Source organism: Halomonas sp. 3F2F, from assembly GCF_014897805.1.
Taxonomy (GTDB): Bacteria; Pseudomonadota; Gammaproteobacteria; order Pseudomonadales; family Halomonadaceae; genus Vreelandella.
On the sequence record NZ_JABUZE010000010.1, the window covers coordinates 1 to 25,394 of the forward strand.

Here is a 25,394-nt window from a genome sequence, read left to right on the forward strand (position 1 = left end):
TCGCCATCTTCGTTTTCAGGTGAGTCTCGTGAATAAGCCGGGCTAAACTCACGCGCTGTGAGAAAGGCGCCAAGCTAGTTGGCGCCTTGGAAAAAAAACCGCTTCCATTGGGAAGCGGTTTTTTTTGTTTTTGGGAGAAGGTTTAGCTGTTTCTGAAATAGCTCTTGTGATGACCCTAATGAGGGCTATTGAGAGCGTGCCTGGGGTGGTTCGGGGAAGCGCGTTTTAGGCGGCTATTGAGAGGCTGCTGGGTATGATATTGGGTGCGAGCTGTCAATAACCTGTGGATGAAAAAATACCATATATGCTTGAGTTGATTTTCTCATGGTCTATATATAGTATGCGTTGTGTCTTCCAGAGAGGGCGAGCACAAGATGTGCTCTACCCGAAAAACACCGCTATGAAAAGGAAAAAATAGCCATGGATATCCAAATTTATAGCAAGCCTGCTTGTGTTCAATGCACTGCTACCTACCGTGCACTGGATAAGCAGGGCCTAGAATATACCGTTATCGATATCACTGCTGAAAGCGGTGCCCAGGAGGAAGTGGAAGCGCTGGGTTATCGTCAGTTACCCGTCGTGGTTGCGGGTGAGGATCATTGGTCTGGTTTTCGTCCTGACCGCATTCAAGCACTAGCGTAAAACGTCGCTATGCAAAACGCTGATGTGAAAGCTGGGCGTAATCGTTCGTTAGTTTATTTTTCAACTAAGTCAGGCAATACCCACCGTTTTATACAAAAGCTTGGCTTAAGCGCCCAGCGGCTGCCACTAAACCGTGAAGAACCAACGCCACGCGTAGAGCAGCCCTACATATTAGTGACACCTACCTATGGTGGCGGCTATGCCGAAGGGGCAGTGCCGGGGCAGGTGATTCGATTTTTAAATGATGAGCACAATCGGCACCTCCTTAGAGGTGTTATTGCCGCTGGTAATACGAATTTTGGTGAGGCATACGGATTGGCAGGGCGAATTATTGCTCAAAAGTGCCAAGTGCCGCTGCTTTATCGATTTGAACTGTTTGGCACTGACGACGATGTCGCCAAGGTCCGCAAAGGAGTAGAAGAGTTTTGGAAACGTCAAGCTCAGTCTCTAGCAACGTAGCCGCTAACAATGGCGCTACAAAAAACTCGGCAGAAACAAAACGGCCTACTGCGGGGGTGTCCGAGGCGCGTACCCTGGATTACCATGCGCTGAACGCGATGTTGAATCTATACGGTGCCAACGGTGAATTGCAGCTCGATAAAGATCGCGAAGCCGCCCGCCAGTATTTCCTGCAGCACGTTAATCAAAACACCGTGTTCTTCCACTCGTTGGAAGAGAAGCTCGATTACCTAGTGGAAGAGCAGTACTACGAGGCAGAAATGCTGGCCCAGTACAGCTTTGCCTTTATTAAGGCGCTGTTTGAGCAGGCATACGCCTATAAATTCCGTTTTCCGAGCTTCTTGGGCGCTTTCAAGTATTACACCAGCTACACGCTGAAAACGTTCGACGGTAAGCGTTACCTTGAGCGCTATGAAGACCGTGTCTGCATGGTGGCGTTGACGCTGGCGCGTGGCGATGAGGCATTGGCTAAGTCACTGGTTGATGAAGTTATTAGCGGCCGTTTTCAGCCAGCTACGCCGACTTTCCTGAACTGTGGTAAACAGCAGCGCGGTGAGCTGGTTTCCTGCTTCCTGCTGCGTATTGAAGACAACATGGAGTCGATTGGTCGCTCGATTAACTCCGCGTTGCAGCTCTCTAAGCGCGGCGGCGGTGTTGCCTTCTTGTTGACTAATATCCGCGAGTCCGGCGCACCCATTAAGCGTATCGAGAACCAGTCCTCGGGTATTATCCCGATTATGAAACTGCTGGAAGATGCCTTCTCCTACGCTAATCAGTTAGGTGCGCGCCAGGGCGCAGGTGCGGTTTATTTAAATGCTCACCACCCGGATATTCTGAGTTTTCTCGACACTAAACGTGAAAATGCCGATGAAAAAATCCGCATTAAAACGCTGTCGCTGGGCGTAACGATTCCGGACATTACCTTTGAGCTGGCCAAGCGCAACGACGATATGTACCTGTTCTCGCCCTACGATGTTGAGCGGGTTTATGGCGTGCCGTTTGGGGATATCAGCGTGACCGAGAAGTACCATGAAATGGTCGCGGATGCGCGTATTCGTAAGCACAAGATCAATGCACGTGCATTCTTCCAAACCCTGGCCGAGCTACAGTTCGAATCGGGCTATCCGTACATCATGTTTGAAGATACGGTTAACCGTGCGAACCCGATTGCCGGTCGTATCAATATGAGCAACCTTTGCTCTGAAATTCTCCAGGTGAATACGCCCACCGAATACGATGACGATCTTGGTTATCGTCAGGTCGGTCAGGACATCTCCTGTAACCTTGGTTCGATGAACATCGCTAAAGTGATGGACTCAGGCGATATTGGCACCAGCGTTGAGATTGCCATTCGTGGTTTGACCGCGGTTTCTGAGATGAGCAACCTGCGCAGTGTACCTTCCATTGCTGAAGGTAACGCCAAGTCTCGCGCCATTGGCCTCGGGCAAATGAACCTGCACGGTTTCCTGGCGCGCGAACACATTTATTATGGTTCGGAAGAGGGCTTGGACTTTACCAATCTCTACTTCTACTGTGTGGCATTCCATGCGATTCGTGCGTCTAACCAGCTGGCGATCGAACACGGCGAAGCCTTTGCAGGGTTTGAAGACTCCACCTACGCATCGGGCGCTTTCTTTGATAAGTACACCGATCAAGCGTGGTTGCCGAAAACTGAGAAAGTGCGTCATTTGTTCGAGCGTAGCGGTATTGCACTACCTACCCAGGAAGAGTGGCAGGCGCTAAAGGCATCGGTAATGGCGCACGGGCTGTATAACCGTAACCTGCAGGCGGTGCCGCCAACGGGTTCTATCTCATATATCAACCACTCCACCTCGAGTATTCACCCGGTGGCAGCGAGAATTGAGATCCGTAAAGAAGGCAAGCTGGGGCGTGTTTACTATCCAGCGCCATTCTTGAATGAGGCGAACTTCGATTATTTCCAGGATGCCTATGAAATTGGCCCTGAGAAAATTATCGATACCTATGCTGAAGCGTCTAAACACGTTGATCAGGGGCTGTCGTTGACGCTGTTCTTCCCTGATACCGCCACCACGCGGGATATCAACAAAGCGCAAATTTACGCGTGGCGTAAGGGCATCAAGACGCTTTACTACATCCGTTTACGCCAGAGCGCGCTTGAAGGTACGGAAGTAGAAGGCTGCGTCTCCTGCTCGCTGTAATCGTATATCGCTTTTATTAGATCATGTTGGTGAGAGAATTCTGATGACCACTATGCAACGCTTATCGCGGGTCGATGCGATCAACTGGAACCGCCTTCAGGACGATAAAGACCTGGAAGTGTGGAACCGCCTGACCAGCAATTTCTGGCTGCCAGAAAAAGTGCCGCTCTCCAACGATATTCAATCGTGGAACACCCTGACACAGCAGGAAAAACAGCTGACGATTCGTGTGTTCACTGGCCTGACGCTGCTCGATACAATCCAGAGCAGCGTGGGAGCGCCGGTATTAATGGAAGATGCACGCACACCCCATGAAGAGGCGGTTTACACCAATATCGCCTTTATGGAGTCGGTGCATGCGCGCTCTTACAGCTCGATTTTCTCAACACTGTGCGCGACGCGGGATGTAGATGATGCGTTTCGCTGGAGTGAAGAAAACCCGACGCTGCAGGCGAAGTCTGAATTGATTCTTGAGCGTTACCGCTCCGACGATCCGTTAATGCGTAAAGTGGCTAGCGTCTTCCTTGAGTCATTTCTGTTCTATTCCGGGTTCTACCTGCCGATGTACTGGTCGAGCCACGCCAAGCTGACTAACACGGCTGATCTGATTCGTTTGATCATTCGCGATGAAGCCGTGCACGGCTACTACATTGGCTACAAGTTCCAGCAAGCGCTGGCAGAAGCCACGCCCGAGCGCCAGCAAGAAGTGAAAGACTACGCTTATGAGCTGCTGCTAGAACTTTACGACAACGAAGTGCGCTACACCGAATCGCTCTATGATGAGGTGGGCTTAACGGAAGACGTGAAGAAATTCCTTCACTACAACGCCAACAAGGCGCTGATGAACCTCGGGTTTGAACCGTTGTTCCCCAGCAGCGTCACCGACGTCGACCCAACCATTATGGCCGCGCTTTCGCCGAGTGCGGATGAAAACCACGACTTCTTCTCCGGTTCTGGTTCTTCCTATGTGATTGGTAAGGCTGTTGCCACCGAAGACGACGACTGGGCGTTTTAAGCTTATCGTTGGCGGCTTTGCAACGTCGTTGATAGCTTGATGAGGCAAGGAGGGAGCAGTGCCAGGCAATACTGATAAGGCGCAGAATTTGCTAAAAATAGCAGCGGCAGTAGTGAGCGACTCTTCAGGGCGCTTGCTATTAGTGCGCAAGCAGGGCACGCGCTTTTTTATGCAGCCAGGCGGTAAAATCGAGCTGGGAGAGGAAGCCATAGCGGCACTCTGCCGTGAGTTAGAGGAAGAAATTGGCTTACGTATAACAGGTGATCAGCTACTTCCTTTGGGCATGCAGCGTGCTTTAGCAGCCAATGAGCCTGATACAGTTATTGAAGCGCAGTTGTTCAGTCTGATGATTGATCAGCCTGTCCATGCTGGGGCAGAGATTGCTGAAACGACTTGGGTAACCCGCGAAGAGGCATTAAAGCTGCCGTTGGCGCCGTTGACCAAGCAGCATGTTGTGGTTGCTGCTTAGAAACGCTTTTCCTGTGTTTTTACTGAAGGGCGCCACTTGGCGCCCTTTTTTTTATGGTGGAGTGACGGTCAGCAGCGAAACACCATTGAATGCTAATGATTAATATTGTCATTTATTCTATTAGTGTTAGGCTATGCACTGCTTAAACGAAACGCAAATCGTTCATTATACCTAATGAGTTTCTAGCGCGCCGTTAATGGCGACGTGCTAATCAGTAACGGAGACGTAACGTGCTGAAAAGGCCTTTCTTTGCCTTGCATGGAGGCTGGCTTGCCGGAGTGCTGGTCAGCGGTACGCTAATGGCAAGTGATGAGACAGTCGATCAAGCGGCCCAGAGTGTCGAGGCCCAGCAAGCGCAGTCCGCACTTCAGCAGCAAATTGATGAGGCTGATGACGCTACGCGTTCAGCGATTGAAGAGCTGCGCCGCCTAGAGCGGGAAACCCGCCAGATGGAAGCATCCAATGCTGCTTTAAGTGGCCGTCTGGCCAGTGAAACTGAGCGCCAGCAGCGCCTTGGCCAGGCGCTCGATACGTTAAGCGACACGCGCGCCGCGCTGCCTGCTGTTGAGCAGGACATGACAGAGCAGCTAATCAGTTGGATCGAGTCTGACCTGCCGTTTCTGAAAACCGAGCGTTTAGCGCGTGTTCAACCCGCTGAGCAGCAACCGTCAGAGAGTGCGGCGCGGATTGCCAATTTGCTGGAAGCTTGGCGTGCCGAGTTAGCGTATGGCCGTGAAGTGGATAGCTGGCGTGGTCGTTTGCAATTAGCAGAAGGTAATCCGCGTGAAGTGGACTATTTGCGCATTGGCCGAATCGGCTTTTATTACCTGACCCCTGATGGTCGAGAAGGTGGTGTGTGGGATAAGGCGAGCGGTGAGTGGCAGGCGCTTGATGAAAGCGCCCGCCGCGAGGTGCGTAACGGTCTACGTATTGCTGACGATCAGCGCACGCCAGAGCTGCTGCGTCTACCGCTTTCCATTAGTGCTAATGACCACGCAGGGGGCCAGCAATGAGTCTGTTAACACGCCAGCGAGGCGCGCGCAGAAGCATCATCTGTTTTGCATTACTGGCCAGCCTTCTGGGCGGCAGTATGGCAATGGCGCAAACTGACAGCGTTGGTTCGTTACGTGAAGCTCGCGAAGCCGCTGAGGCGCGTGACCAAGTGCGCTTGCAGTCGTTCCTTGAAGATCAAGAGGCGCTGGATGAAGTGCTAGCAGAGGCGCGGGCTGAACATCAAGCTGCAGAAGAACAGCAAGTCGCATTAGCCGCGCAGCAGCAGGAACAAGCGCAACAGGCTCAAGCGCTGGCCGCGCGCCAGGAAGAGCAGGGCGAAGCGCTCACCTCGCTACTGGCGGATCTGTCACGGCACAGCGAAGAGGTGCGTAAAGAACTAGGCGGTGATAGCTGGTTAACGCTAGATGCTAATGCGTTGCCACCGCGTCTTAATGAGATCGAGGTGCTGGAGCGTCAACAAATCGAAACTGTCGTGGACAGTTTAGCGATGCTAACGCTGAGCACTGGGCGTGCCGAGCGCCTTGAATTACCGGTGGCCGATGCCAGTGGTGAGATTGAATCGAGAAGCGTTGTGCGCTTGGGTGATTTTGCAGCGTTTACTGACACAGCGTTGCTCAGCAAAGGCCAGGATGATGGTGGCTTGGCGGAAGTACCGCATACTCCTGCTGAAATCAGCGATGTGCTGGCGGCCTATCATCAAGGTGAAAGCCGTGTATTTGCCATTGATCCTACCCAAGGTAGCGTGCTGCAAGCTCTTGCTCAGCAGCCAAGTCTTTGGGAGCGATTCCAGCAGGGCGGTTATGTCGGTTACGTCGTGGTAGCGCTGGGTGGTTTTGGTCTATTAGTGGCATTGGCGCAGTACCTTTACCTGGTCGTCGTCAGTGCGCGGGTGCGACGTCAGCGTAAGACGCTGGATCAACCGAATGCTAATAACCCGCTGGGTCGCGTGCTTCAGCGTTTCCAGGAGTTGGATAAGCACCAAACACCGGAAGCACTGGAGGCGAGGTTAGATGAGTCAGTGTTGGCTGAACTGCCGCGTATCGAGCGTGGCCAGCCGATTGTTAAGCTGCTGGCAGCCGTTGCACCGCTACTGGGTCTGCTGGGTACCGTGACCGGCATGATTGTCACCTTCCAGGCGATTACCGTGTTTGGTACCGGCGACCCGCAGCTAATGGCGGGTGGTATCAGCCAGGCGCTGGTAACAACGGTGTTGGGTCTTGTAACAGCCGTGCCACTACTATTTGCTCAGACGGCCTTGGCGAGTCGGAGTCGCTTGATTACCCAGGCCATTGAAGGTGAAGCCAGTGCCACCTTAGCTGACCATCTTGAAGCGCAGTCGACGGCTAATGCGCAAGCGGTGACCTAATATGCCCACGTTACCTCTTTGGCTTGAGCCCGTTGAGCGGCTGCTTGATGCCGGTGGTGCCGTTTTAGTGGTGCTGGCATTCGTTGCCGTGCTGGTGTTTGGGATGGCAATTGAGCGCTGGTGGTATTACCGCTTTAGTTGGCGGCGTGCCCGTCGCCAACTGATTCGTCGCTGGGCGGCACGCAGTGACCACCGTAGCTGGAGTGCACGCACGCTACGCAATGTCTGGACAGAGGCGCTGGTTGCTAAGCTACGCCGCCCGTTGCCCTGGATCAAACTGCTTGTAGCGTTATGCCCACTGCTAGGCTTACTGGGTACTGTCACCGGTATGATTACCGTGTTCGATAGCCTTTCTCTTAGTGATACTCATCAGGCGCGGGCCATGGCCGACGGTGTTGCCCGTGCCACGCTGCCCACGCTAACCGGCATGGCGATTGCTGTGGTGGGGTTGCTGTTTATTAGTCGTTTAGAGCACGTGATTCGTCGCGAAGACCAGCGGTTACACGACCGCTTAGCCCGTGCCTTGGAGGAGAATGATGCGTAGACGCCGTTCCATAGACACCACGGCTGATAGTAATGAAGTTAACCTAACGCCGATGCTGGACGTTGTCTTTATCATGCTGATCTTCTTTATTGTGACGACCAGCTTCATTAAAGAGAGCGGTGTTGAGATTGAACGCCCCGAAGCGGCAGCGGCAAGCCCGCGCCCCGATGCACAGGTGCTGATTGCTGTGACGCCGGAGGGGGCTGTTTGGGTCGATGGAAAGCCAGTTGATGTGCATCGTATTGGCCAGCAGGTCGCTGGCATGTTGAGTGATGATGGCTCCGTTGTTATCCAGGCCGATCGGGAATCCACGACTGGCTTGTTGATTGAAGTGATGGATCGCCTCAAGCAGGCGGGTGTTGACCAGATCGCCGTGGCAGCGAGCCGGAGTGCACCATGATTCGTCATGTCCTCTCGATACTGGGCGGCATTGCCTTAGCCGTTGGCTTGTTTTGGATGTTAGCGCTACTGGTAACGCCCCCGGAGCGCTCGCCTGAGACGCCGATCATGACCATGTCGATGACCATGATAGAAGCGCCAGAGATGGCGCCAGAGCAGGAGGCACCGCCGCCGGCGCCTTCAGAGGCAGCGCCAGTAACACCGCCGCCGATGCCTATGCCAGCGCCGGCACCTATCGCTGAGAGTGCGATTGCGCTACCTGAGGTAGAGCTTCCTGACGAGCCAGTGGAGCCGGTTGAGTTGGAGAGTGAGTTACCAGAGCTGACTGAGATTACTCCCGAACCCACCCCGCAGCCCGCGCCGAAGCCGTCTCCACGACCAGCGCCGCAACCTGACCCTGCGCCACAGCCAGCAGAAACGGCAGCGCCTTCTCCTGCGCCTTCGACAGCGCAGCGAGAGGCCGCGCCAGTGGCAGAGCCAGCGCCATCGAATGAGCCTGTCAGTGTCGGGCAAGTTGCCCCGACCAGTCGCGTGAATCCTTCTTATCCGCCGCGTGCTCAGCGGCGGGGCATGGAAGGCTTTGTTGAGGTGGAGTTTGTTATTCGCCGAGATGGTAGCGTCGATAACGGCACGATTCGCGTGACGCGGGCGCAGCCGAGGCGAGTGTTTGAAGATGCAGCCCGCGAAGCGATCGCGCGCTGGCAGTTCGAACCCGGTCAGCAGCTTCGTCGCGCCACGCAGCGCATTGAGTTCCAGTTGAGATAGCCCGTTGAGCTAGTCCGTTGGAACAGCTCGTTGGAATAGTTCGTTGAAATGGTTTGTTGGAATGGTTCGTTGAGTCAGTCCATTGAAAATGCCAGTCGAGGAAAGAGTATGCAGCGTTGGGTGGGAATCGTCGTATTAAGCGCGCTAAGCGTCATGGCGCACGCGAACGAACCGCTGCCGGGTGACATTGTTCGCGATCTTAATGGGTTACAAAGCCAATTAGCTGAGCAGCCCAGCGGCGAGGCTGATAGCGATGTGCTCAACCGTATTACGCGACATGCGCGATCTCAGGCGGCGCGCCTCGCTGGCGGCAATCGTGCGGACCAGTGGGCAAGTGCGCTCTATCATCAGCTCGCTGCGAGTGCGTTGGTGCGTCAAGGTGATCACGTTGCGGCAGCTGATGAGTTAGCCAGCGCACGGCAGCGCCCTAGCGTGCCTAGCAGCCAAATTTTGCGCTGGCTGCGTGATGAGGCGTCGCTGCGTCGCGCAGGTAACCAGCGTACTGAAGCCATCACGCTATATGAGCAGTGGCTAACCCAATCCCAGGGCAGTCCTCACTACGATGAATCAGCATGGCGACTGATTCGCTTATTGGCGGAAGTGGAGCGCTGGGATGACGCCGCTGAATGGCTGTTCCCGCTATTGCAAAAAGGTGGATTGACTGACGCGCAGCAGGCACTAACCACGGTGGTGTTACGCAATGCGGGACAAAACGAGCAAGCTCTCGGTTGGCTAGTGGGTGATTTGAATGCGCAGAGCGAGCCTGATGCTTGGCGTCAGGCGGCAGGGCTTGCTCAGCAAGCAGGCCAGGCTGGTGTGGCGGCTGGTGTGTGGGAGATGGCATGGCAGCTGGGGAAGTTCACCACGACTGAAGATCGCTTAACGTTGATTCGTCTGCATTTAGCGGGTGGTACGCCAGCTAGGGCTGGTGAGCACTTAGAAGCGGCTATTCAAGAAGGTGTGTTGGCGCGTGATGAAGAAACGTTACGGCTGCTGGCGAGGGCGTGGCAGCAGGCTAGGCATGTTGATAAGGCGTTAAGCGCTTGGAAAGCACTTGCTGAAAACACTCAGCAAGCGGAAGACTGGCGGCAGTACGGGCAGCTGGCTTACCGCTGGGGGCAAGATGGTCAGGCTGAGGAAGCGCTTATCAAGGCGGCGAATCTTGGTGATGATCAGGCAGAGCAGTGGTTGGCGAATTTTGAGGAGTGAAGTGAAAAGCCCACAGTAGACGCCCCTCGAATAACGTAAGGGGCGTACGTGTGCTTAGCTTGTTTGTGCTTAGTCTGTCTGGGAAAGCGTCAGCGCAAAATCACTCCAGGTAGGAGCGTGATCGGAAGGTCGCTCCATGCCGCGCAGTTCATAATCAATGCCTGCACCGGTGACGCATTCGGCAAGCGGTTTAGTCACCAGAATGTAGTCAATGCGCAGGCCGCGTTTTGGCTCGCGGTCAAAACCTTTTGAGCGATAGTCAAACCAGCTGAACCACTCACTGTTATCTGGGTGGCACAGCCGATAGCTGTCGCTAAGGCCCCACGCTTTTATACCTTCAAGCCATTCTCGCTCGATAGGCTGAAAGCTGGCTTTGCCCTCGCGCAACCAGCGTTTGCGGCTCGGTTCACCAATGCCAATATCCTGATCTTCCGGCGATATGTTGAAATCCCCCATGATCGCCAGTTGCTCTTCAGGATGGTGCTGGTTTTGTAGCAGGCTTGCCAACTGCCGATAGAAGCGCGCTTTATGTGGGAATTTAGTTGGGTGTTCAACGTTTTCACCCTGGGGGAAGTAGCCATTCCAAACAGTGACCGGTTCACCATTATCGGCTAGTAACCGTACGCCAATCATCCGGCGTTGGGCGTCTTCCTCATCATCAGGGAAGCCATAAAATACCGCTTGGGGTTTTTGCCGACACATTAAGGCAACCCCGTAGTGGCCTTTTTGACCGTAATAAAAAACGTGATAGCCCATGGCTTCAACGTCAGCCAGGGGAAACTCGCTGTCTTGTACTTTGGTTTCCTGTAGGCCAATGACGTCTGGCTGCTGCGTATCAATCAGCGCTTGAAGCTGATGAAGCCGTGCCCGAATGCCATTGATATTAAACGAGACCAAACGCATTACGAACGATCTCCTGAAGGGTTGTCTCCTTCTTTATCAGGATGGATGGCAATATTCTGTCCGTCTTGCTGGCGTGCCAATTTACGCACGGCTTGAAGCTTGCGTTGTTGCTGCTTCTTAGCCACAAAGCGGCGTGAAGGAGCCACTTGGTCAGGGTTGTCATGGCGCCATTTTTTGTAATCTTTGCGGCGACCAGTGCGGATAGTTACCTTATCCGCTAGCGAACGAGTTTTTTTCTTACGCGTCATGTCGCGCTCCTTGGGTTAATTTATGCCTCATTCTAACAGGCAAGCGCACTCCTTCGACAGCAGGACGCGCTCTTATCGCCAACCCCTGGTACAATGCGCACTTCGTGATGCCTAACATCCACAGCAATGGACAGATACACAGCCTATGAGCGAGTCGGAACAGACCACAGCATCGGCCCAGAACCGCAAGCCTAAACGCCGCCGTCGGAAGCCGCGTCGTCGTCAATCGAACTGGGATCTTCGTCAGTTTCAGGTGCCCGCCGTTGCCGGCAAGTGGCGCTTCCATGACTTTGATTTGCCGCTGCCTTTAATGCGTGCCATTCATGCCCAAGGGTTTGAATACTGCACGCCTATTCAGTCAGAGGCACTGCGTCACACGTTGCTGGGTGGCGATATTGTCGGCAAGGCGCAGACAGGCACCGGAAAAACCGCCGCCTTTTTGATCTCGGTAATGGCTTATTTTCTGGAAGAGCCGACCCCTGATGGCCAAAAACAAGGCGCACCCCGTGCGTTGATTATTGCGCCTACCCGGGAGCTGGCACTGCAAATTGAAAAAGATGCTAAAGCGCTTGCTCGCTTCACGCAGCTCAATGTGGCCAGTGTTGTCGGCGGCATGGACTATCAAAAGCAGCGCGACAGCTTGGGTAAGAAGATCGATATTCTGGTGGCAACACCCGGTCGCTTACTGGATTTCCACCAGAAGCGCGATATCGACCTTTCCGAAGTTGAAGTGTTTGTATTGGATGAAGCGGATCGCATGCTTTCCATGGGCTTTATTCCCGATGTGAAGCGCATCATTCGCTATACGCCTAAAAAAGAGGAGCGCCAGACGTTTCTGTTCTCGGCAACCTTTACCGACGATATCTTGAACCTAGCGAGTCAATGGACGCTCGATCCTGCTCATGTAGAGATTGAAGTCACCGTTGAGAACCAGGCAGATATCGATCAGCGCGTTTATCTAGTCTCTGATGACGATAAGCAGCGACTGTTGGTGAATCTGCTGACGCAAGAGAGCTTCGAGCGCGTGATGGTGTTTGGTAACCGTCGTGATCTCGTGCGCAAGCTAGATGATTTGCTGAAAAAAGCAGGCGTCAGTGTCGCTATGCTATCTGGCGATGTGCCGCAAAATCAGCGCATCAAAACCTTGGAAAGCTTCCGTGAAGGAGAAATCCAAGTGCTGGTGGCAACTGATGTCGCAGGGCGTGGTATTCATATTGAAGATGTCAGCCACGTGATTAACTACACGTTGCCTGAAGATCCGGAAGATTATGTTCATCGCATTGGACGTACCGGTCGTGCGGGTGCCAAAGGCGTCTCGATTAGTTTTGTTGGCGAAGAAGATGCGTTCTCGCTACCAGAAATTGAGCGCTACATTAACGGTAAGTTGCCCTGCGAACATCCGCCGGAAGGCATGCTGTAACGCGCATGCTCGATAATGCGCTGAAAAGCGATATTCAAGACGCCTATCGTCGCGTGGTGGAGAAGCTTGAGCTGACACCACGCTACGGCCAGCGTCTGATGATCGCAGAAATCGCTCGTACGCTAGGTGGCATTGAGCAGGATAGTGAAGGCAAGCGCACAAACGATAATCATGTATGTGTGCTGGAAGCGGGTACCGGAACCGGTAAAACGCTTGCCTATCTGATTGCCGCATTGCCGATTGCTAAGGCGCAGGGAAAGCGATTGATTGTTTCCACCGCGACGGTGGCACTGCAAGAGCAGGTGCTTAATCAGGACTTGCCTTCGCTTGCCAGTCATAGCGGTATTGCCTTTCGTTACGCCTTGGCAAAAGGGCGCGGCAGGTACGTATGTGTTGCGCGCCTTGATCAGGCGTTAGAAGGCTCTGAGCCAAACCCAACACTGTCGCTGTTTGAGCAGTTACTTCAATCCCACAGTAGTGACTTTTCCCTATTAGCCACGGATCTGGCCGAAGCTTACGGAAAAGGTGAATGGGCAGGTGATCGCGATACGTGGTCGGCGTCGATCGACGACGGTCATTGGCGACAGCTTACGGTGGATCATCGTCAGTGCACCGGGCGTCGTTGTGGTCATTTCGGTGCCTGTGCCTTTTTCCGTTCCCGGCGTGATCTGGAAGATGCCGATATAATCGTGGCCAACCATGACTTGGTTCTTGCTGACCTAGCGCTGGGTGGTGGGGCGATTCTACCCGATCCCGCTGACTGCATTTTTGTCTTTGATGAAGGCCACCACCTGCCGGATAAGGCGCTTTCCCACTTTGCCCATCGCTTTGCGGTGCATGGCTGCCTGCGGTGGTTAAAAACACTGAAAAGCAGCCTAACCGATCTGCATCAAGGGTTAGCAGTTCAGCCGACGATTGCGCGTTTGCTCGCTGGGCTACCTGAGCTGCTGCATAGCTTAGAGCCCGCTTTAGGCGATGTATTTAGCATGGGGCACCAGCTGGCTGGGCGGGAAAACGGCTTGTCGGATGAAGAAGCTAATCATCAACTTCGTTTTGAAAAAGGTCAGGTACCAGAAGCGCTTCGCGAACAAGCTCAGCAACTACTGGTTATGTTCGCCACGCTGTCACGCAGTCTGGAGAGCATTAGCGATATTCTGCGCGAAAGCCTCGACCCTGAGAAGCAAACAGGGTTGGATAGGGATCAAGCCGACACGTGGTTGCCGCTGATTGCACTGCTGCATGGGCGTTCGCTTGATGCCCATTCACTATGGCAAGCGTTCAGTGAGCAGGATGCTGCCAATGCGCCGCCCAGTGCTCGTTGGATCACGCTTAGTCGTGTGGCGGGAGAGCCGGAAATTGAGTTTTCGGCAAGCCCCGTATCCGCAGCGCATACCCTCGCGAAACATTTGTGGGGGCGCTGCCATGGCGCGGTAGTAACATCAGCAACACTAACCGCGCTGGGGCGTTTTGAGCGAATTCAAGAGCGTGCTGGGCTAGCAAACCGCTACCGCTATCAGGCGTTGCCGAGCCCCTTTGATTACGCCAAGGCCATTCTGCGCGTGCCGAAGGAGGCGACCGATCCCAGTGATCGTGATGCCCATGAAAGCGCCATTGTTAATTTCGTGACCCAACTGGGAGACGACGAAGCGGCACTGGTGCTGTTTTCTTCCCGGGCGCAATTGCGAGCAGTGGAAAAAGCCTTGCCTGCGGCGGCTAAGGGGCGCGTGTTAGCGCAGGATGCGTTACCCAAGCATGAATTGCTTGAGCGTCATCGCGCGGCTGTCGACGATGGCAATGGGAGCATCATTTTTGGCTTGGCTAGTTTTGCTGAAGGTATCGACTTGCCTGGCGACTACCTCACCCATGTGGTGATTACCCGACTGCCATTTGCAGTGCCAGATGATCCTGTGGGGGCTACGCTTGCCGAATGGATTGAAAGCCAGGGCGGTAACCCGTTTATGCGGATTAGCGTTCCAGATGCGTCAATCAAGCTAGTGCAGGCCTGTGGGCGATTGATCCGTAAGGAGAGCGACCGCGGTGTTATCACGCTGTTGGACCGCCGGGTGATTACGCGTCGATATGGCCAGGCGTTGCTAGATGCACTGCCGCCGTTCAAACGAGAGATCATGCCGTAATAAAAGGTAGTATTAAAAGGCAGCAATAAAAACGCCCCGCTAAGGCGAATTACCTTGCGGGGCGCTTATGGTTGCTAGCCGTTTTTTACTGTGCGATGCGCTGGGCGAGCACTGGCGCAAGCTTGTCGTTCATGCGGGTAAAGGTCTCAACCGTTGTGTCCCAATCAATGCAGGCGTCGGTGATGGAAACGCCATAGGTTAGCTGGCTAAGGTCGGCAGGAACTTTCTGGTTGCCCCAGCCAATATTTGACTCGACCATCAGGCCAATAATGGACCTGTTGCCTTCTAGGATTTGGTTGGTGACGTTTTCGAGCACCAGCGGCTGTAGGCCAGCATCTTTATTAGAGTTAGCGTGAGAGCAGTCGATCATAATGTTGGCTGAAAGATCAGCTTTCTTAAGCTCTTTTTCTGCCAGAGCAACGCTGACGCTATCGTAATTTGGCTTGCCATTACCGCCGCGCAACACGACGTGGCCGTAAGCGTTACCCCGTGTACGGATAATGGCAACTTGGCCTGCGTTGTTGATACCCAGGAAGTTATGCGGGCTGGCAACAGACTGCAGGGCATTAATAGCGACGTCGAGGCTGCCGTCGGTGCCGTTTTTGAAGCCGACGGGGCAGGAGAGCCCTGATGCCATTTCACGATGGGTTTGCGATTCTGTGGTGCGTGCGCCGATTGCAGACCAGCTAATGCAGTCTTGCATATACTGGGGGGAGATCGGGTCTAACGCTTCCGTTGCGAGCGGCAGGCCAAGCTCAGCCAGATCGACAAGTAGCTTGCGCGCGATATGGAGGCCTTCATCAATTTCGAAAGAGTCGTTAAGATGAGGGTCGTTTATCAGCCCTTTCCAACCTACTGTGGTACGGGGTTTTTCGAAATAGACGCGCATGACAATGAACAGGCTGTCGCTCACTTGGTCTGCCAATTTACGCAGGCGGCGAGCATAGTCCAGTGCGGCATCGACATCATGGATGGAGCATGGACCTACAACGACGAGAAGCCGGTGATCTTTACCATCGAGGATGTTTTGGATGGTATGGCGACCCTCAATAACAGAGCGTTCCGCAGCTTCTGTAAGCGGAATAGTCTGTTTAAGGGCTTCGGGGGTGGTGAGAACATCCTGTGCGAGGACGTTAAGGTTATTAACCTGCTGATCTGACATCGTGCTACCTGTGCATGCGCTATGGACTTAAAAGTGGCTCTACTATGGCGTGTCAGGCAGGTAAAAATCAATTGTTACGGAACTTGATCTTGTCGAAAAGTGTCACGGTCAAGATTTTGTGGGGGCTGTGAAGAAAGTTGAGAGGAATGAGGGGGAGTGTGTGTAAGCGCTTGATGCCTCGCTAAGAACGCGCAACACTAAGCACCACTGAATACTTTTTTACACTGAATGTGGTAGGCGAATCATTCATTATTATCTGTCATCATTAAGATTAACCAATGCCCAAGGGACACTATGCTGCTTGCTGTGAAGGCCCACATGAAAGGGCGAAGAGAAATAGCGCTCGGCGTGCGTCGCACGAGCGGGAGGGGGGTGTGAATGGGCACTCGTGAAACAGACCAGCAGTTGGTTGAACGTGCCCAAAAAGGTGATACACGCGCTTTCGATCTATTGGTCAAAAAATACCAGCACAAAATTATTGGGCTGATCGGTCGTTATGTTCACGATCACTCCGAAGTACAAGACGTGGCGCAAGAAGCCTTTATCAAAGCGTATCGAGCACTGGGGAAATTTCGCTCGGAAAGTGCGTTTTACACATGGATGTACCGTATCGCGATCAACACTGCCAAAAACCATTTAGTGTCTCGGGGGCGTAGACCGCCCGGCAGTGATCTAGATATTGTCGATGCTGAAATGGTTGACCAGAGCGGACGGTTGGCTGACGCTGAGTCGCCAGAGGCATCGATTGCTCGGGATCAGTTGGAGGCAGCCGTTTACGAAGCCATCGAAAATCTGCCAGATGATTTACGCACGGCGATCACGCTGCGTGAACTGGATGGTCTTGCGTATGAGGATATTGCCCAAGTGATGCAGTGCCCCGTAGGAACTGTGCGTTCGCGTATTTTTCGCGCCCGTGAGGCGGTTGATGAGCATATACGCCCATTAGTGACAACGGCCCGGAACAGTCGTGATGAGTAAGGGGCAGATGGTGGTAGGTTTAGGGCGCTAAATTCACATTTGATTACGTTTTTAGATTTTTTGTGAACTGTCTGGAAAGTGAAGCGTCATAGAACCTGACGATCTTAGTTGGGTCGAGTAAGCGCCAAGTGAACGTTCAATGTTCAGTAGTCAAACAGTTTAATCTGCTGATAATTAAGCGTTTAGGAATTGGCGATTTGAAACAAGGTCTTGGCCTGTGGAGTGGCTGTGGTGGTAAACACTGGGTAGCAGTGTCACCGCAGCGCTTCTAACAACACAGTGTGAGGGTGTGAAGTATGAGTCATAACACACGGGAGTCGCTTTCAGCATTGATGGATAGCGAAAGTGACGAGCTTGAATTGCGCCGAGTGTTGAAGTCATTGCCTGACGATTCTGATGCGGCGGAGACATGGCGGCGCTACCATTTGGCGCGCAGCATGATGCAGCGTGAAAGAAATGTCGATGTGAGCATCGATCTTTCTGCTGGCATTATGGATCGATTGCGCGATGAACCTGCTCCAGCCCTTGAAGACGACACCGTGGTTATTCCCACTCGTTCTGGTGGACTTTCCTTTGCCCGTGGTGCCGGGGTAGCGGCTGCCGTTTCACTGATGGTTATTACCGGGGTGCAGTTCTTTAACAACGGCAACACAACGTCTGGTAGCGCGCAGAATGCAGGCGATAGCATTGCTGCCCAGTCCGGCAGTGGTGTGCAGGTTCAGCCTGTTAATCTCGCGGCTTCTAAACCCGCTTCCATGACGCCATCAGAAATGCCGATGTTTGAACAAACGCCGTTTCGTGTGAATGGCCAATCTGGACAAGGCGGCTTTATGAATGTCAGCGACGCTGGGTTCTCAACACCTCATGCGCCCCAAGGGGACATGGCCCAGCAGACACTGGCTATTGATGCTGACCAGATTCGCCTGCTTAAGACGTACCTTGAGCAGCACGCGCAAGGTGCTGCCGGTGGAAGTGGTGATAGCTGGATGCCATTAATGCGCTCTTCTTCAGTAACGGAGCCTTTAGGACAACGTTAATATTAGGTGCGTTGGCCAACTTTTTTAACCAAGTGAGGGCCCGCGTGGCTGGAAACGTGATAGGTAAATATCTATACGGGAGAGGTAAGTTGGTAGTTGGCCTGTGTGTATTGAGCGCCAGTTTACTGCCTCTCCATTTGAAAGCTGATAGCTACCCATCGCTTTCCTGCGCAGATGCTCCCAGCCAAGCCCCTTACACTACTGCTCATGAGTGGCTAGTGGCCAGTGTCTATGCTGGGCACTGCTTTGAGTTTCAAGCGCGTGCGGTTTCTATTGATGCGATAGGGGTGAGAACACTGGCGCTCTCCCACCGTGTTCGAGATGGCGTTCGCCAACAAGTTGTGCAGCACCTGGATGGCCCGTCCGTTAGCGTTGAACGCCGTTCCATCGCTGGGCATTTAGCTTGGTTTCCAGCTGGCGAGTCTGACTCAGTATCTGCACCAGAAGCATGGGCAGAGCATGTTGCCGAGTACTATGACATAACGCTTCAGGATAAAACACGCGTAGCTGAGCGTGATGCTGTAGAGCTTCGCTTTTCGCCTATCGATAGCCAGCGATATCAACATACTTGGTGGATCGATCGAGCGACAGGACTGTTGCTTAAGCATGTGCTTAGCGATGCTCAAGGCCGTGTCCTTGAAACCTTCCAGGTTACCCAGCTTCACTCTCCTACCGCCTATAGTGGTGAAGTGCCCAGCCCCAGCGATGAGCAGATGCTTGACCAGCCTTGGCAAGTAACTTGGCTGCCTGAAGGATTTGTCGAGCAGCCCTTGGAGCCAGGGCAGCAAAGCGGCCAGCGTGTGTATAGCGACGGGTTAGCGGCTGTGAGCGTGTTTGTATCGCCCGCCAGTCAGCCAGCGTTGGAGGAAGGTCTTCATCGAGTCGGTGTATCTAACGCTGCTGTGTCGTTGATTGATGTCGGAGATCAGAGCTGGCAATTAGTGGGCATCGGCGAGCTGCCCGTTGAATTGTTGCAGCGCATTGTTCAGTCAGTGCAATTTGAATAACCAGGTACATCGTTGTGAACACTACAGATTGCAATGCTATCGTACGCTCAGGCACCGTCATTGCTCACTCTAGAGCAGGATTAGTGGTCGATGTGTCGAGCAGTGTCGCTTGTCAGCAGTGTGCTGAAGGGCGTGGGTGTGGCGCAGGGTTGTTAGCTCGCCGTCAACCACGCACCGTCATTGATCCGGGCGGTTTGCCCTCGCAATATTCAAGCCTTTATCCAATAGGTAGCTCAGTTTCGTTCACCGTTACTAAGAGTGATGTAAATATTCTGGCGCTGCTCGTTTATGCATTACCACTCCTATTTGCCATCATCATTTCTGGTACGGCGTCAGGAATGGGGGCGAGTAATGGGGTTTGTGCGATGCTATTTTTTAGTACCTTAATTGGCGCTGTCGTCATCCTGAAATATCTACTACGCGGACGAGTGGAACGCTTCCGCCCGCGTCTGGTCAGTTAATACTCCTGTAACTCGCTGAGAGTTGCACTCCCTTGTGTTTAGTACGTAGTTAGTACTTTTGCTTGATTAGGAGCTGTTGCATGAAGCGCTTGGTTTTTCCTTCCGCACTTTGGTTGTGCTTTATTGTGCTTTTGGTCGTTGGGCAAAATGCCCACGCGCAGAACTTGCCAGACTTTACCAAATTGGTAGAAGACGCTGCCCCTGGTGTGGTCAATATCTCTACTAGCAGGACGATTCAGCGTAGCTCTGGGCCTTCTATTCAAGGGTTCGGTGGCCAGGATATCCCTGAAATATTCCGCCACTTTTTTGGCGATAGTTTTCCTACGCCTCCCCCTGGTCGAGGGCCGAACCGCAGTGAAGAGCGCCAGTCACTTGGTTCTGGTTTCGTCATTAGTGCAGATGGTTACGTGCTGACGAACGCCCACGTGGTTCAAGATGCTGATGAAATTCTTGTGCGATTAAACGACCGTCGAGAACTAACCGCAGAGCTAGTGGGTAGCGATACGCAAACAGATGTTGCGCTACTGAAGGTGGATGCCAACAATTTACCAGTGCTTGATCTGGGCGACTCCGATGAATTAAAAGTCGGTGAGTGGGTGGCTGCCATAGGCTCACCCTTTGGTTTTGACCACTCTGTATCTGCTGGCATTGTAAGTGCTATTAACCGCACGCTGCCCCGTGATGTTTATGTACCTTTTATCCAAACCGACGTTGCTATTAATCCAGGTAATTCCGGTGGCCCCTTATTTAATCTTGAAGGGGAAGTCGTCGGTATTAACTCACAAATACTGACGCGTAGCGGTGGCTTCATGGGGCTCTCTTTTGCTATTCCCATTAACGTAGCCATGGATGTGGCCGATCAGCTACGTGAAGACGGACATGTGAATCGTGGATGGTTGGGCGTAATGATTCAGCCTGTGTCTCGTGATCTTGCTGAGTCGTTTGGCATGGAGGAAGCCATTGGCGCGCTGATTGCTGACCTAGATCCGGATGGGCCTGCGGCGCAAGGTGGTCTTCAAGCAGGGGACGTCATTATTGCAGTGAACGGTGAAGAGGTTGATCGTTCCAGCACGTTACCGCGTCTGATTGGTCGCGTTGCTCCTGGCAGTGATGTGGATTTAACGCTGATGCGCGATGGCGAAGAGGTAACCGAAACGCTTGAACTGGGTAGTTGGCCTGATTTAGAAGCTGGTCATAGCGATAGTTCGAGCAGCAATAATCAGGTTCGTCTGGGTGTGGCTGTGGTAGAAGTTGATGAGGCAACCCGTGAGCGCCTAAATATTGGTGGTGGCGTGGAAGTGCGTCAGGTCGAACCCGACAGTGTTGGCTCGCAAGCGGGGCTGCGTGTGGGCGATATATTAGTCAGTATTGACCATCGCAGCGTTGCTTCGGCAGATGAGCTGTTGAGAATTGTTGAAGAACTGCCAGATGATCGCGCAATTCCATTGCGCTTGTATCGAGATGGACGCTCGCTATTTGTGGCTTTACGTCTAGAGTAATCCACTGATTGTCTCTCCAGTCCGGCGGTTCTCGCCGGACTGCTGTTCCTATCCCCCGCATATCGCTACAATAGCGCTTATCTTTTTGACGAACATTGGCAAAGTAGTCGTGCGGCAATCTTTATTGCCTGCGCACATTGGCTCTATAAAGCCAGCTACAACCTTGCACACCCATAAGGCAGAACACACTCGATGTCTCAAGACGTTTCCAGCGGAAAGCTCAAGCACATACGCAACTTCTCCATCATTGCGCATATTGATCATGGTAAATCGACGCTATCAGATCGTTTGATTCAGACCTGCGGCGGTTTGACCGAGCGAGAGCTTAAGGAGCAAGTGCTCGACTCCATGGATATTGAGCGCGAGCGTGGTATTACCATCAAGGCGCAGTCCGTCACGCTTGACTACACGGCTGCAGACGGTGAAGTCTATCAACTCAACTTCATTGACACGCCTGGGCACGTGGACTTCTCTTACGAGGTGTCGCGTTCTCTTTATGCCTGTGAAGGGGCGTTGTTGGTGGTAGACGCCGCACAAGGTGTGGAGGCTCAATCGGTTGCCAACTGCTACACCGCAATTGAACAAGGCTTGGAAGTACTCCCAGTACTTAACAAGATTGATTTGCCCCAGGCTGACCCTGATCGTGTCGCACAGGAAGTCGAAGAAATTATCGGTTTGGATGCCACCGATGCCTGCCAAGTGTCGGCTAAAAGCGGTATCGGCATCGACGCCTTATTAGAGCGGTTAGTGCGGGATATTCCGCCACCTAAAGGTGACCCGGAAGCACCCTTGCAAGCGCTTATTATCGACTCTTGGTTCGATAACTATCTTGGGGTTGTCTCGCTAGTGCGCTTATTCGACGGAACATTGCGCAAAGGCGACAAAATCCGCATCAAGTCCACAGGGCGTGACTGGGGGGCCACCGAAGTAGGGATCTTTACACCGCTTCGCAAAGAGACCAATATTTTGCGTGCTGGTGAAGTAGGCTTTATTGTCGCTGGCATCAAGGAGATCCACGGAGCACCGGTGGGCGATACAATCACCCACACCAAAACCCCTGATGTTCCCCGCCTGCCTGGTTTCCAAAAAGTGAAGCCGCAGGTATATGCAGGTATGTTCCCGGTTAGTGCCGATGACTACGAAGACTTTCGGGACGCGCTTGAGAAGCTTGCGCTCAATGATGCTTCGCTTGAATATGAGCCGGAAAACTCGGATGCATTGGGCTTTGGTTTCCGCGTCGGCTTCCTGGGTACGCTGCATATGGAGATCATTCAAGAGCGCTTAGAGCGTGAATATGATCTTGATCTGCTGACCACAGCGCCGACGGTGGTGTATGAACTCGCCATGAAAAACGGCGAGATTCAATACGTATCGAACCCCTCGAAATTGCCTGATATGGCAGACGTTGATGAGATGCGTGAACCCATCGTGCGTGCCAGTATTCTGGTTCCTCAGGAGTATGTTGGTAACGTGATTGCTGAGTGTGAGCAGCGTCGCGGTACGCAATTAGATATGCAGTTTCTGGGTAATCAGATCCAGTTAACCTATGAACTGCCCATGTCAGAAGTGGTCATGGATTTCTTTGATCGTTTGAAGTCTATTTCTCGTGGTTATGCATCACTTGAGTACAACTTCGAACGTTTTGAAGCGGCTAAGTTGGTTCGCCTGGACGTGCTGATCAATGGCGATAAAGTTGACGCACTGGCCGTCATTATCCACCGTGACCATGCGCATAACCGTGGTCGCCTGCTAGTGGAAAAAATGAAAGAGCTGATTCCGCGGCAAATGTTTGATGTGGCTATTCAAGCCGCTATTGGTGGCCAGGTTGTCGCGCGCTCAACAGTCAAAGCGCTGCGTAAAAACGTGACGGCCAAATGTTACGGCGGTGATGTAAGCCGTAAGAAGAAACTATTGGAAAAACAGAAGGCCGGTAAGAAACGGATGAAACAGGTGGGGCGTGTTGAAATTCCCCAGGATGCCTTCCTTGCTGTGCTCAAGGTAAACGACTAGGGATACTTACCCCACATGGATTTTTCATTATTACTGGTGATTGCCGTTGCACTTTCTGGGGCAATATATTTGCTGGATGTGCTTTGGCTTAGACCTAAGCGGCGTGAGCGATTGGCCGCTGCTGAAGCAGCTACCACGGAAGGCCTGGATGGAACGACTCGAGAGACGTTGCTCAAAGAGCCATGGCCGATTGACTACTCACGCTCATTTTTTCCAGTTCTGCTGGTGGTGTTGGTCGTACGTAGTTTTATTATTGAGCCGTTTCAAATTCCATCTGGATCAATGAAGCCGACGCTTGAAGTGGGTGACTTTATCTTGGTGAATAAGTTTGCCTATGGCCTGCGATTACCGGTGCTGCACAGCCGTTTTTTAGAAGTTGATGATCCCGAGCGCGGCGACGTGATGGTGTTCCGCTTTCCAGAGGAGCCATCGGTCAACTTTATTAAACGTGTGGTTGGTTTGCCGGGTGACCGTATTCGCTATGAGGGAAAACAGCTGTATGTTAACGGTGAGCCAGTCACTAAAGCATTGATTGAAGAAGGCCCCGAACTTTCGCCGCAACAGCTATTATTGGAAGAGCAATTAGGTAGCATTAGCCACTATATATATAATAACCCCCGCGATCCTGGCCCCCAGATGCGCGAAGTGGTTGTTCCGGATGGGCACTATTTCACGATGGGTGATAACCGTGACCACTCCAACGATAGCCGTTATTGGGGGTTTGTTCCTGAAGATAATATTGTTGGAAGAGCGTTTGCCGTTTGGATGCATTGGGACGGTGGCTTGCCTAGCTTTACCAGCGTGCGGCGTATTGAATGAAAAATAGTTTAGAAATTGTTAATGCTGTCATATTAGTTAACGTCAACGACGTAGGAGCACTGTGAGTAATTCCTTAACCGCTTTTTGCCGACGAATCGGCCATACCTTCGGTGACCCTACGCTGATGGAACTGGCCATGACCCATCGTAGCTACGGTGGTCGTAACAATGAGCGCCTGGAATTTCTGGGTGACTCTATCGTCAATTTTGTAATCGCTGAGGCGCTTTTTCAACGTTTCCCTCAGGCTAGGGAAGGACAATTATCACGTCTTAGAGCGCGTTTGGTAAAAGGCCAGACATTGGCTGAGTTGGCTCGAGAAATGGAGTTCGGCGAATGCTTACGGCTTGGCTCGGGAGAAATGAAGAGCGGCGGGCATCGCCGCGAATCCATTTTGGCTGATGCAGTAGAAGCTGTGATTGGCGCTATTTATTTAGATGCGGGCATGGACGTAGTTCGTCAACGTGTGCTGGCATGGTACGCCGAGCGGCTTGAAAATATTTCGCTACAAGATACCCAGAAAGATCCCAAAACACGTTTGCAAGAATTTTTGCAATCGCGTCAGGCAGCGTTGCCACGCTATGAAGTAGTCTCTGTAAAGGGGGAGGCGCATGCCCAGACCTTTACCGTGGAGTGCTACATTGATTTGCTAACCGAGCATACCACTGGTAAAGGTCCCAGCCGCCGCCATGCTGAACAACAGGCAGCTGAAGAAGCGCTATTCCACCTTGAAAAAACACCTGGAGACAAGTCATGAGTCAAACCTGCGGCTTCGTGGCCATCGTTGGGCGGCCCAACGTAGGCAAATCAACCCTCATGAACCGGATTCTAGGGCAAAAGATCTCTATTACTTCGCGTCGCCCTCAAACCACGCGGCATCAGGTAATGGGTATTAAGACGGTAGAAGAGACACAGTTCATCTATGTTGATACGCCTGGCATGCACATCATGTCCAAAGACCGCAATAAAGCGATCAACCGCTTTATGAATCAAGCCGCAACACAGGCGTTACGTGATGTTGACTGTGTGGTGTTTATTATTGACCGCACTCGTTGGACGGATGAAGACCAAGCCGTGCTAAAGCGGCTTGAGCACGTGAAAGCACCAGTGATTCTAGCGGTCAACAAGGTAGATCGCTTAAACGATAAAGGTGACTTGTTACCCTGGTTAGCTGAAGTAGGTGCACGCCGTGAGTTTGCTGCGGTTGTGCCTATTTCTGCCAAGCATGGCACCCAAGTTGATACGCTCGAGCAGGAAGTTGCCAAATACTTGCCAGAGAGCGTTCACTTTTTCCCGGAAGATCAAATCACTGACAAGAGCTTGCGCTTCATGGCGGCTGAGTTGGTGCGTGAAAAAGTCATGCGTCAGCTTGGTGATGAGCTGCCGTATCAAATGACCGTGGAAATCGAAGAGTTCCGTGAAACCGAGCGTGTGACCCATATCAGTGCCTTAATCCTGGTCGAACGTCAGGGGCAAAAGGTTATCTTGATCGGTGAGAATGGCGAGCGTATTAAAAGCATTGGTCGCGAAGCCCGCCTAGATATGGAGCGCGCCTTGGGTACCAAGGTAATGCTCAATCTATGGGTGAAAGTGAAGCGCGGCTGGTCTGATGATGAGCGGGCATTAAAGAGCTTGGGTTACGATCTCGATTGAGTG

General features: G+C 52.8%; 25 protein-coding genes. 22 read left to right on the forward strand and 3 right to left on the reverse strand.

What is annotated here, in order from left to right:
• The first annotated feature begins 420 nt into the window (after positions 1-420).
• The 11 genes from nrdH to INT21_RS00645 all read left to right on the forward strand — a co-directional run bounded on the left by nrdH (position 421) and on the right by INT21_RS00645 (position 10,062).
• Positions 421-642 carry a glutaredoxin-like protein NrdH gene (nrdH, locus tag INT21_RS00595; RefSeq protein ID WP_009722061.1) on the forward strand — a complete coding sequence of 74 codons (222 nt, stop codon included), beginning with the start codon at positions 421-423 and terminating at the stop codon, positions 640-642.
• Positions 643-651: 9 nt separating this feature from the next.
• Positions 652-1,101: a class Ib ribonucleoside-diphosphate reductase assembly flavoprotein NrdI gene (gene nrdI / locus INT21_RS00600; RefSeq protein ID WP_193061339.1), complete on the forward strand. Its 450-nt coding sequence runs from the start codon at positions 652-654 to the stop codon at positions 1,099-1,101.
• A gap of 56 nt (positions 1,102-1,157) precedes the next feature.
• On the forward strand, positions 1,158-3,281 hold the full coding sequence (gene nrdE / locus INT21_RS00605) for a class 1b ribonucleoside-diphosphate reductase subunit alpha (RefSeq protein WP_193061387.1): 2,124 nt from the start codon (positions 1,158-1,160) through the stop codon (positions 3,279-3,281).
• A gap of 43 nt (positions 3,282-3,324) precedes the next feature.
• Positions 3,325-4,296, forward strand: coding sequence for a class 1b ribonucleoside-diphosphate reductase subunit beta (gene nrdF / locus INT21_RS00610; protein ID WP_038485235.1), 972 nt, complete (start codon positions 3,325-3,327; stop codon positions 4,294-4,296).
• A 58-nt stretch (positions 4,297-4,354) separates the two neighbouring features.
• Positions 4,355-4,765 (forward strand): NUDIX hydrolase, encoded by a 411-nt coding sequence (locus INT21_RS00615; RefSeq protein ID WP_193061340.1) that lies wholly within the window; start codon positions 4,355-4,357, stop codon positions 4,763-4,765.
• Positions 4,766-4,995: 230 nt separating this feature from the next.
• Complete coding sequence (locus INT21_RS00620; protein WP_193061341.1) at positions 4,996-5,778, forward strand: DUF3450 domain-containing protein; 783 nt, start codon at positions 4,996-4,998, stop codon at positions 5,776-5,778.
• Positions 5,775-7,145: a MotA/TolQ/ExbB proton channel family protein gene (locus INT21_RS00625; RefSeq protein ID WP_193067834.1), complete on the forward strand. Its 1,371-nt coding sequence runs from the start codon at positions 5,775-5,777 to the stop codon at positions 7,143-7,145. Before INT21_RS00620 ends, INT21_RS00625 begins: the two co-directional genes overlap by 4 nt.
• Position 7,146: 1 nt before the next feature.
• On the forward strand, positions 7,147-7,689 hold the full coding sequence (locus tag INT21_RS00630; RefSeq protein WP_089037770.1) for a MotA/TolQ/ExbB proton channel family protein: 543 nt from the start codon (positions 7,147-7,149) through the stop codon (positions 7,687-7,689).
• A complete protein-coding gene (locus INT21_RS00635; RefSeq protein WP_038485222.1) occupies positions 7,682-8,089 on the forward strand; it encodes an ExbD/TolR family protein in 408 nt (135 codons plus the stop codon). Before INT21_RS00630 ends, INT21_RS00635 begins: the two co-directional genes overlap by 8 nt.
• Positions 8,086-8,853, forward strand: a complete 768-nt coding sequence (locus INT21_RS00640; RefSeq protein ID WP_193084737.1) for a TonB family protein — start codon at positions 8,086-8,088, stop codon at positions 8,851-8,853. The genes INT21_RS00635 and INT21_RS00640 overlap by 4 nt, the downstream gene beginning before the upstream one ends.
• A gap of 69 nt (positions 8,854-8,922) precedes the next feature.
• Positions 8,923-10,062 (forward strand): hypothetical protein, encoded by a 1,140-nt coding sequence (locus tag INT21_RS00645; RefSeq protein ID WP_319022019.1) that lies wholly within the window; start codon positions 8,923-8,925, stop codon positions 10,060-10,062.
• 69 nt (positions 10,063-10,131) lie between these two features.
• On the opposite strand, the gene xthA is transcribed toward INT21_RS00645, so the two are convergent.
• Complete coding sequence (xthA, locus tag INT21_RS00650; protein ID WP_193061343.1) at positions 10,132-10,965, reverse strand: exodeoxyribonuclease III; 834 nt, start codon at positions 10,963-10,965, stop codon at positions 10,132-10,134.
• Positions 10,965-11,213, reverse strand: a complete 249-nt coding sequence (locus INT21_RS00655) for a hypothetical protein (protein ID WP_038485210.1) — start codon at positions 11,211-11,213, stop codon at positions 10,965-10,967. Before INT21_RS00655 ends, xthA begins: the two co-directional genes overlap by 1 nt.
• Positions 11,214-11,358: 145 nt before the next feature.
• Between INT21_RS00655 and rhlB the strand changes: the two genes are divergently transcribed.
• Positions 11,359-12,633, forward strand: coding sequence for an ATP-dependent RNA helicase RhlB (gene rhlB / locus INT21_RS00660; RefSeq protein WP_193067687.1), 1,275 nt, complete (start codon positions 11,359-11,361; stop codon positions 12,631-12,633).
• Between the two features lie 5 nt (positions 12,634-12,638).
• Positions 12,639-14,768 (forward strand): ATP-dependent DNA helicase DinG, encoded by a 2,130-nt coding sequence (dinG, locus tag INT21_RS00665; protein WP_193061344.1) that lies wholly within the window; start codon positions 12,639-12,641, stop codon positions 14,766-14,768.
• An 85-nt stretch (positions 14,769-14,853) separates the two neighbouring features.
• On the opposite strand, the gene INT21_RS00670 is transcribed toward dinG, so the two are convergent.
• Positions 14,854-15,930, reverse strand: coding sequence for a 3-deoxy-7-phosphoheptulonate synthase (locus INT21_RS00670; RefSeq protein WP_193061345.1), 1,077 nt, complete (start codon positions 15,928-15,930; stop codon positions 14,854-14,856).
• A gap of 378 nt (positions 15,931-16,308) precedes the next feature.
• Here INT21_RS00670 and rpoE point away from each other — a divergent pair, with 378 nt between their 5' ends.
• The 9 genes from rpoE (at position 16,309) to era (ending at position 25,391) form a co-directional block, all read left to right on the forward strand.
• Entirely contained in the window at positions 16,309-16,908 is a 600-nt protein-coding gene (gene rpoE, locus INT21_RS00675; RefSeq protein ID WP_038485199.1) for an RNA polymerase sigma factor RpoE, read from the forward strand.
• Between the two features lie 296 nt (positions 16,909-17,204).
• Positions 17,205-17,945, forward strand: coding sequence for a sigma-E factor negative regulatory protein (locus INT21_RS00680; RefSeq protein ID WP_193061346.1), 741 nt, complete (start codon positions 17,205-17,207; stop codon positions 17,943-17,945).
• An 89-nt stretch (positions 17,946-18,034) separates the two neighbouring features.
• A complete protein-coding gene (locus INT21_RS00685; protein WP_226916728.1) occupies positions 18,035-18,952 on the forward strand; it encodes a MucB/RseB C-terminal domain-containing protein in 918 nt (305 codons plus the stop codon).
• A gap of 14 nt (positions 18,953-18,966) precedes the next feature.
• Positions 18,967-19,413 carry a SoxR reducing system RseC family protein gene (locus tag INT21_RS00690; protein WP_193061348.1) on the forward strand — a complete coding sequence of 149 codons (447 nt, stop codon included), beginning with the start codon at positions 18,967-18,969 and terminating at the stop codon, positions 19,411-19,413.
• A gap of 80 nt (positions 19,414-19,493) precedes the next feature.
• On the forward strand, positions 19,494-20,912 hold the full coding sequence (locus INT21_RS00695) for a DegQ family serine endoprotease (RefSeq protein ID WP_193061349.1): 1,419 nt from the start codon (positions 19,494-19,496) through the stop codon (positions 20,910-20,912).
• Positions 20,913-21,104: 192 nt separating this feature from the next.
• A complete protein-coding gene (lepA, locus tag INT21_RS00700) occupies positions 21,105-22,922 on the forward strand; it encodes a translation elongation factor 4 (RefSeq protein WP_038485191.1) in 1,818 nt (605 codons plus the stop codon).
• Between the two features lie 15 nt (positions 22,923-22,937).
• Positions 22,938-23,741: a signal peptidase I gene (gene lepB, locus INT21_RS00705; protein WP_193061350.1), complete on the forward strand. Its 804-nt coding sequence runs from the start codon at positions 22,938-22,940 to the stop codon at positions 23,739-23,741.
• Positions 23,742-23,802: 61 nt separating this feature from the next.
• Positions 23,803-24,495 carry a ribonuclease III gene (rnc, locus tag INT21_RS00710; protein ID WP_009722084.1) on the forward strand — a complete coding sequence of 231 codons (693 nt, stop codon included), beginning with the start codon at positions 23,803-23,805 and terminating at the stop codon, positions 24,493-24,495.
• Entirely contained in the window at positions 24,492-25,391 is a 900-nt protein-coding gene (gene era, locus INT21_RS00715; protein WP_038485185.1) for a GTPase Era, read from the forward strand. Before rnc ends, era begins: the two co-directional genes overlap by 4 nt.
• The last annotated feature ends 3 nt before the right edge of the window (positions 25,392-25,394 follow it).

Bases quoted from the DNA above. Each gene is read 5' to 3' on its own strand.
- nrdH (WP_009722061.1), top strand. From the start codon at position 421: ATGGATATCCAAATTTATAGCAAGCCTGCTTGTGTTCAATGCACTGCT.
- nrdI (WP_193061339.1), top strand. From the start codon at position 652: ATGCAAAACGCTGATGTGAAAGCTGGGCGTAATCGTTCGTTAGTTTAT.
- nrdF (WP_038485235.1), top strand. From the start codon at position 3,325: ATGACCACTATGCAACGCTTATCGCGGGTCGATGCGATCAACTGGAAC.
- INT21_RS00625 (WP_193067834.1), top strand. From the start codon at position 5,775: ATGAGTCTGTTAACACGCCAGCGAGGCGCGCGCAGAAGCATCATCTGT.
- INT21_RS00630 (WP_089037770.1), top strand. From the start codon at position 7,147: ATGCCCACGTTACCTCTTTGGCTTGAGCCCGTTGAGCGGCTGCTTGAT.
- INT21_RS00635 (WP_038485222.1), top strand. From the start codon at position 7,682: ATGCGTAGACGCCGTTCCATAGACACCACGGCTGATAGTAATGAAGTT.
- INT21_RS00640 (WP_193084737.1), top strand. From the start codon at position 8,086: ATGATTCGTCATGTCCTCTCGATACTGGGCGGCATTGCCTTAGCCGTT.
- xthA (WP_193061343.1), bottom strand. From the start codon at position 10,965: ATGCGTTTGGTCTCGTTTAATATCAATGGCATTCGGGCACGGCTTCAT.
- INT21_RS00655 (WP_038485210.1), bottom strand. From the start codon at position 11,213: ATGACGCGTAAGAAAAAAACTCGTTCGCTAGCGGATAAGGTAACTATC.
- rhlB (WP_193067687.1), top strand. From the start codon at position 11,359: ATGAGCGAGTCGGAACAGACCACAGCATCGGCCCAGAACCGCAAGCCT.
- dinG (WP_193061344.1), top strand. From the start codon at position 12,639: ATGCTCGATAATGCGCTGAAAAGCGATATTCAAGACGCCTATCGTCGC.
- INT21_RS00670 (WP_193061345.1), bottom strand. From the start codon at position 15,930: ATGTCAGATCAGCAGGTTAATAACCTTAACGTCCTCGCACAGGATGTT.
- rpoE (WP_038485199.1), top strand. From the start codon at position 16,309: ATGGGCACTCGTGAAACAGACCAGCAGTTGGTTGAACGTGCCCAAAAA.
- INT21_RS00680 (WP_193061346.1), top strand. From the start codon at position 17,205: ATGAGTCATAACACACGGGAGTCGCTTTCAGCATTGATGGATAGCGAA.
- INT21_RS00695 (WP_193061349.1), top strand. From the start codon at position 19,494: ATGAAGCGCTTGGTTTTTCCTTCCGCACTTTGGTTGTGCTTTATTGTG.
- lepA (WP_038485191.1), top strand. From the start codon at position 21,105: ATGTCTCAAGACGTTTCCAGCGGAAAGCTCAAGCACATACGCAACTTC.
- lepB (WP_193061350.1), top strand. From the start codon at position 22,938: ATGGATTTTTCATTATTACTGGTGATTGCCGTTGCACTTTCTGGGGCA.
- era (WP_038485185.1), top strand. From the start codon at position 24,492: ATGAGTCAAACCTGCGGCTTCGTGGCCATCGTTGGGCGGCCCAACGTA.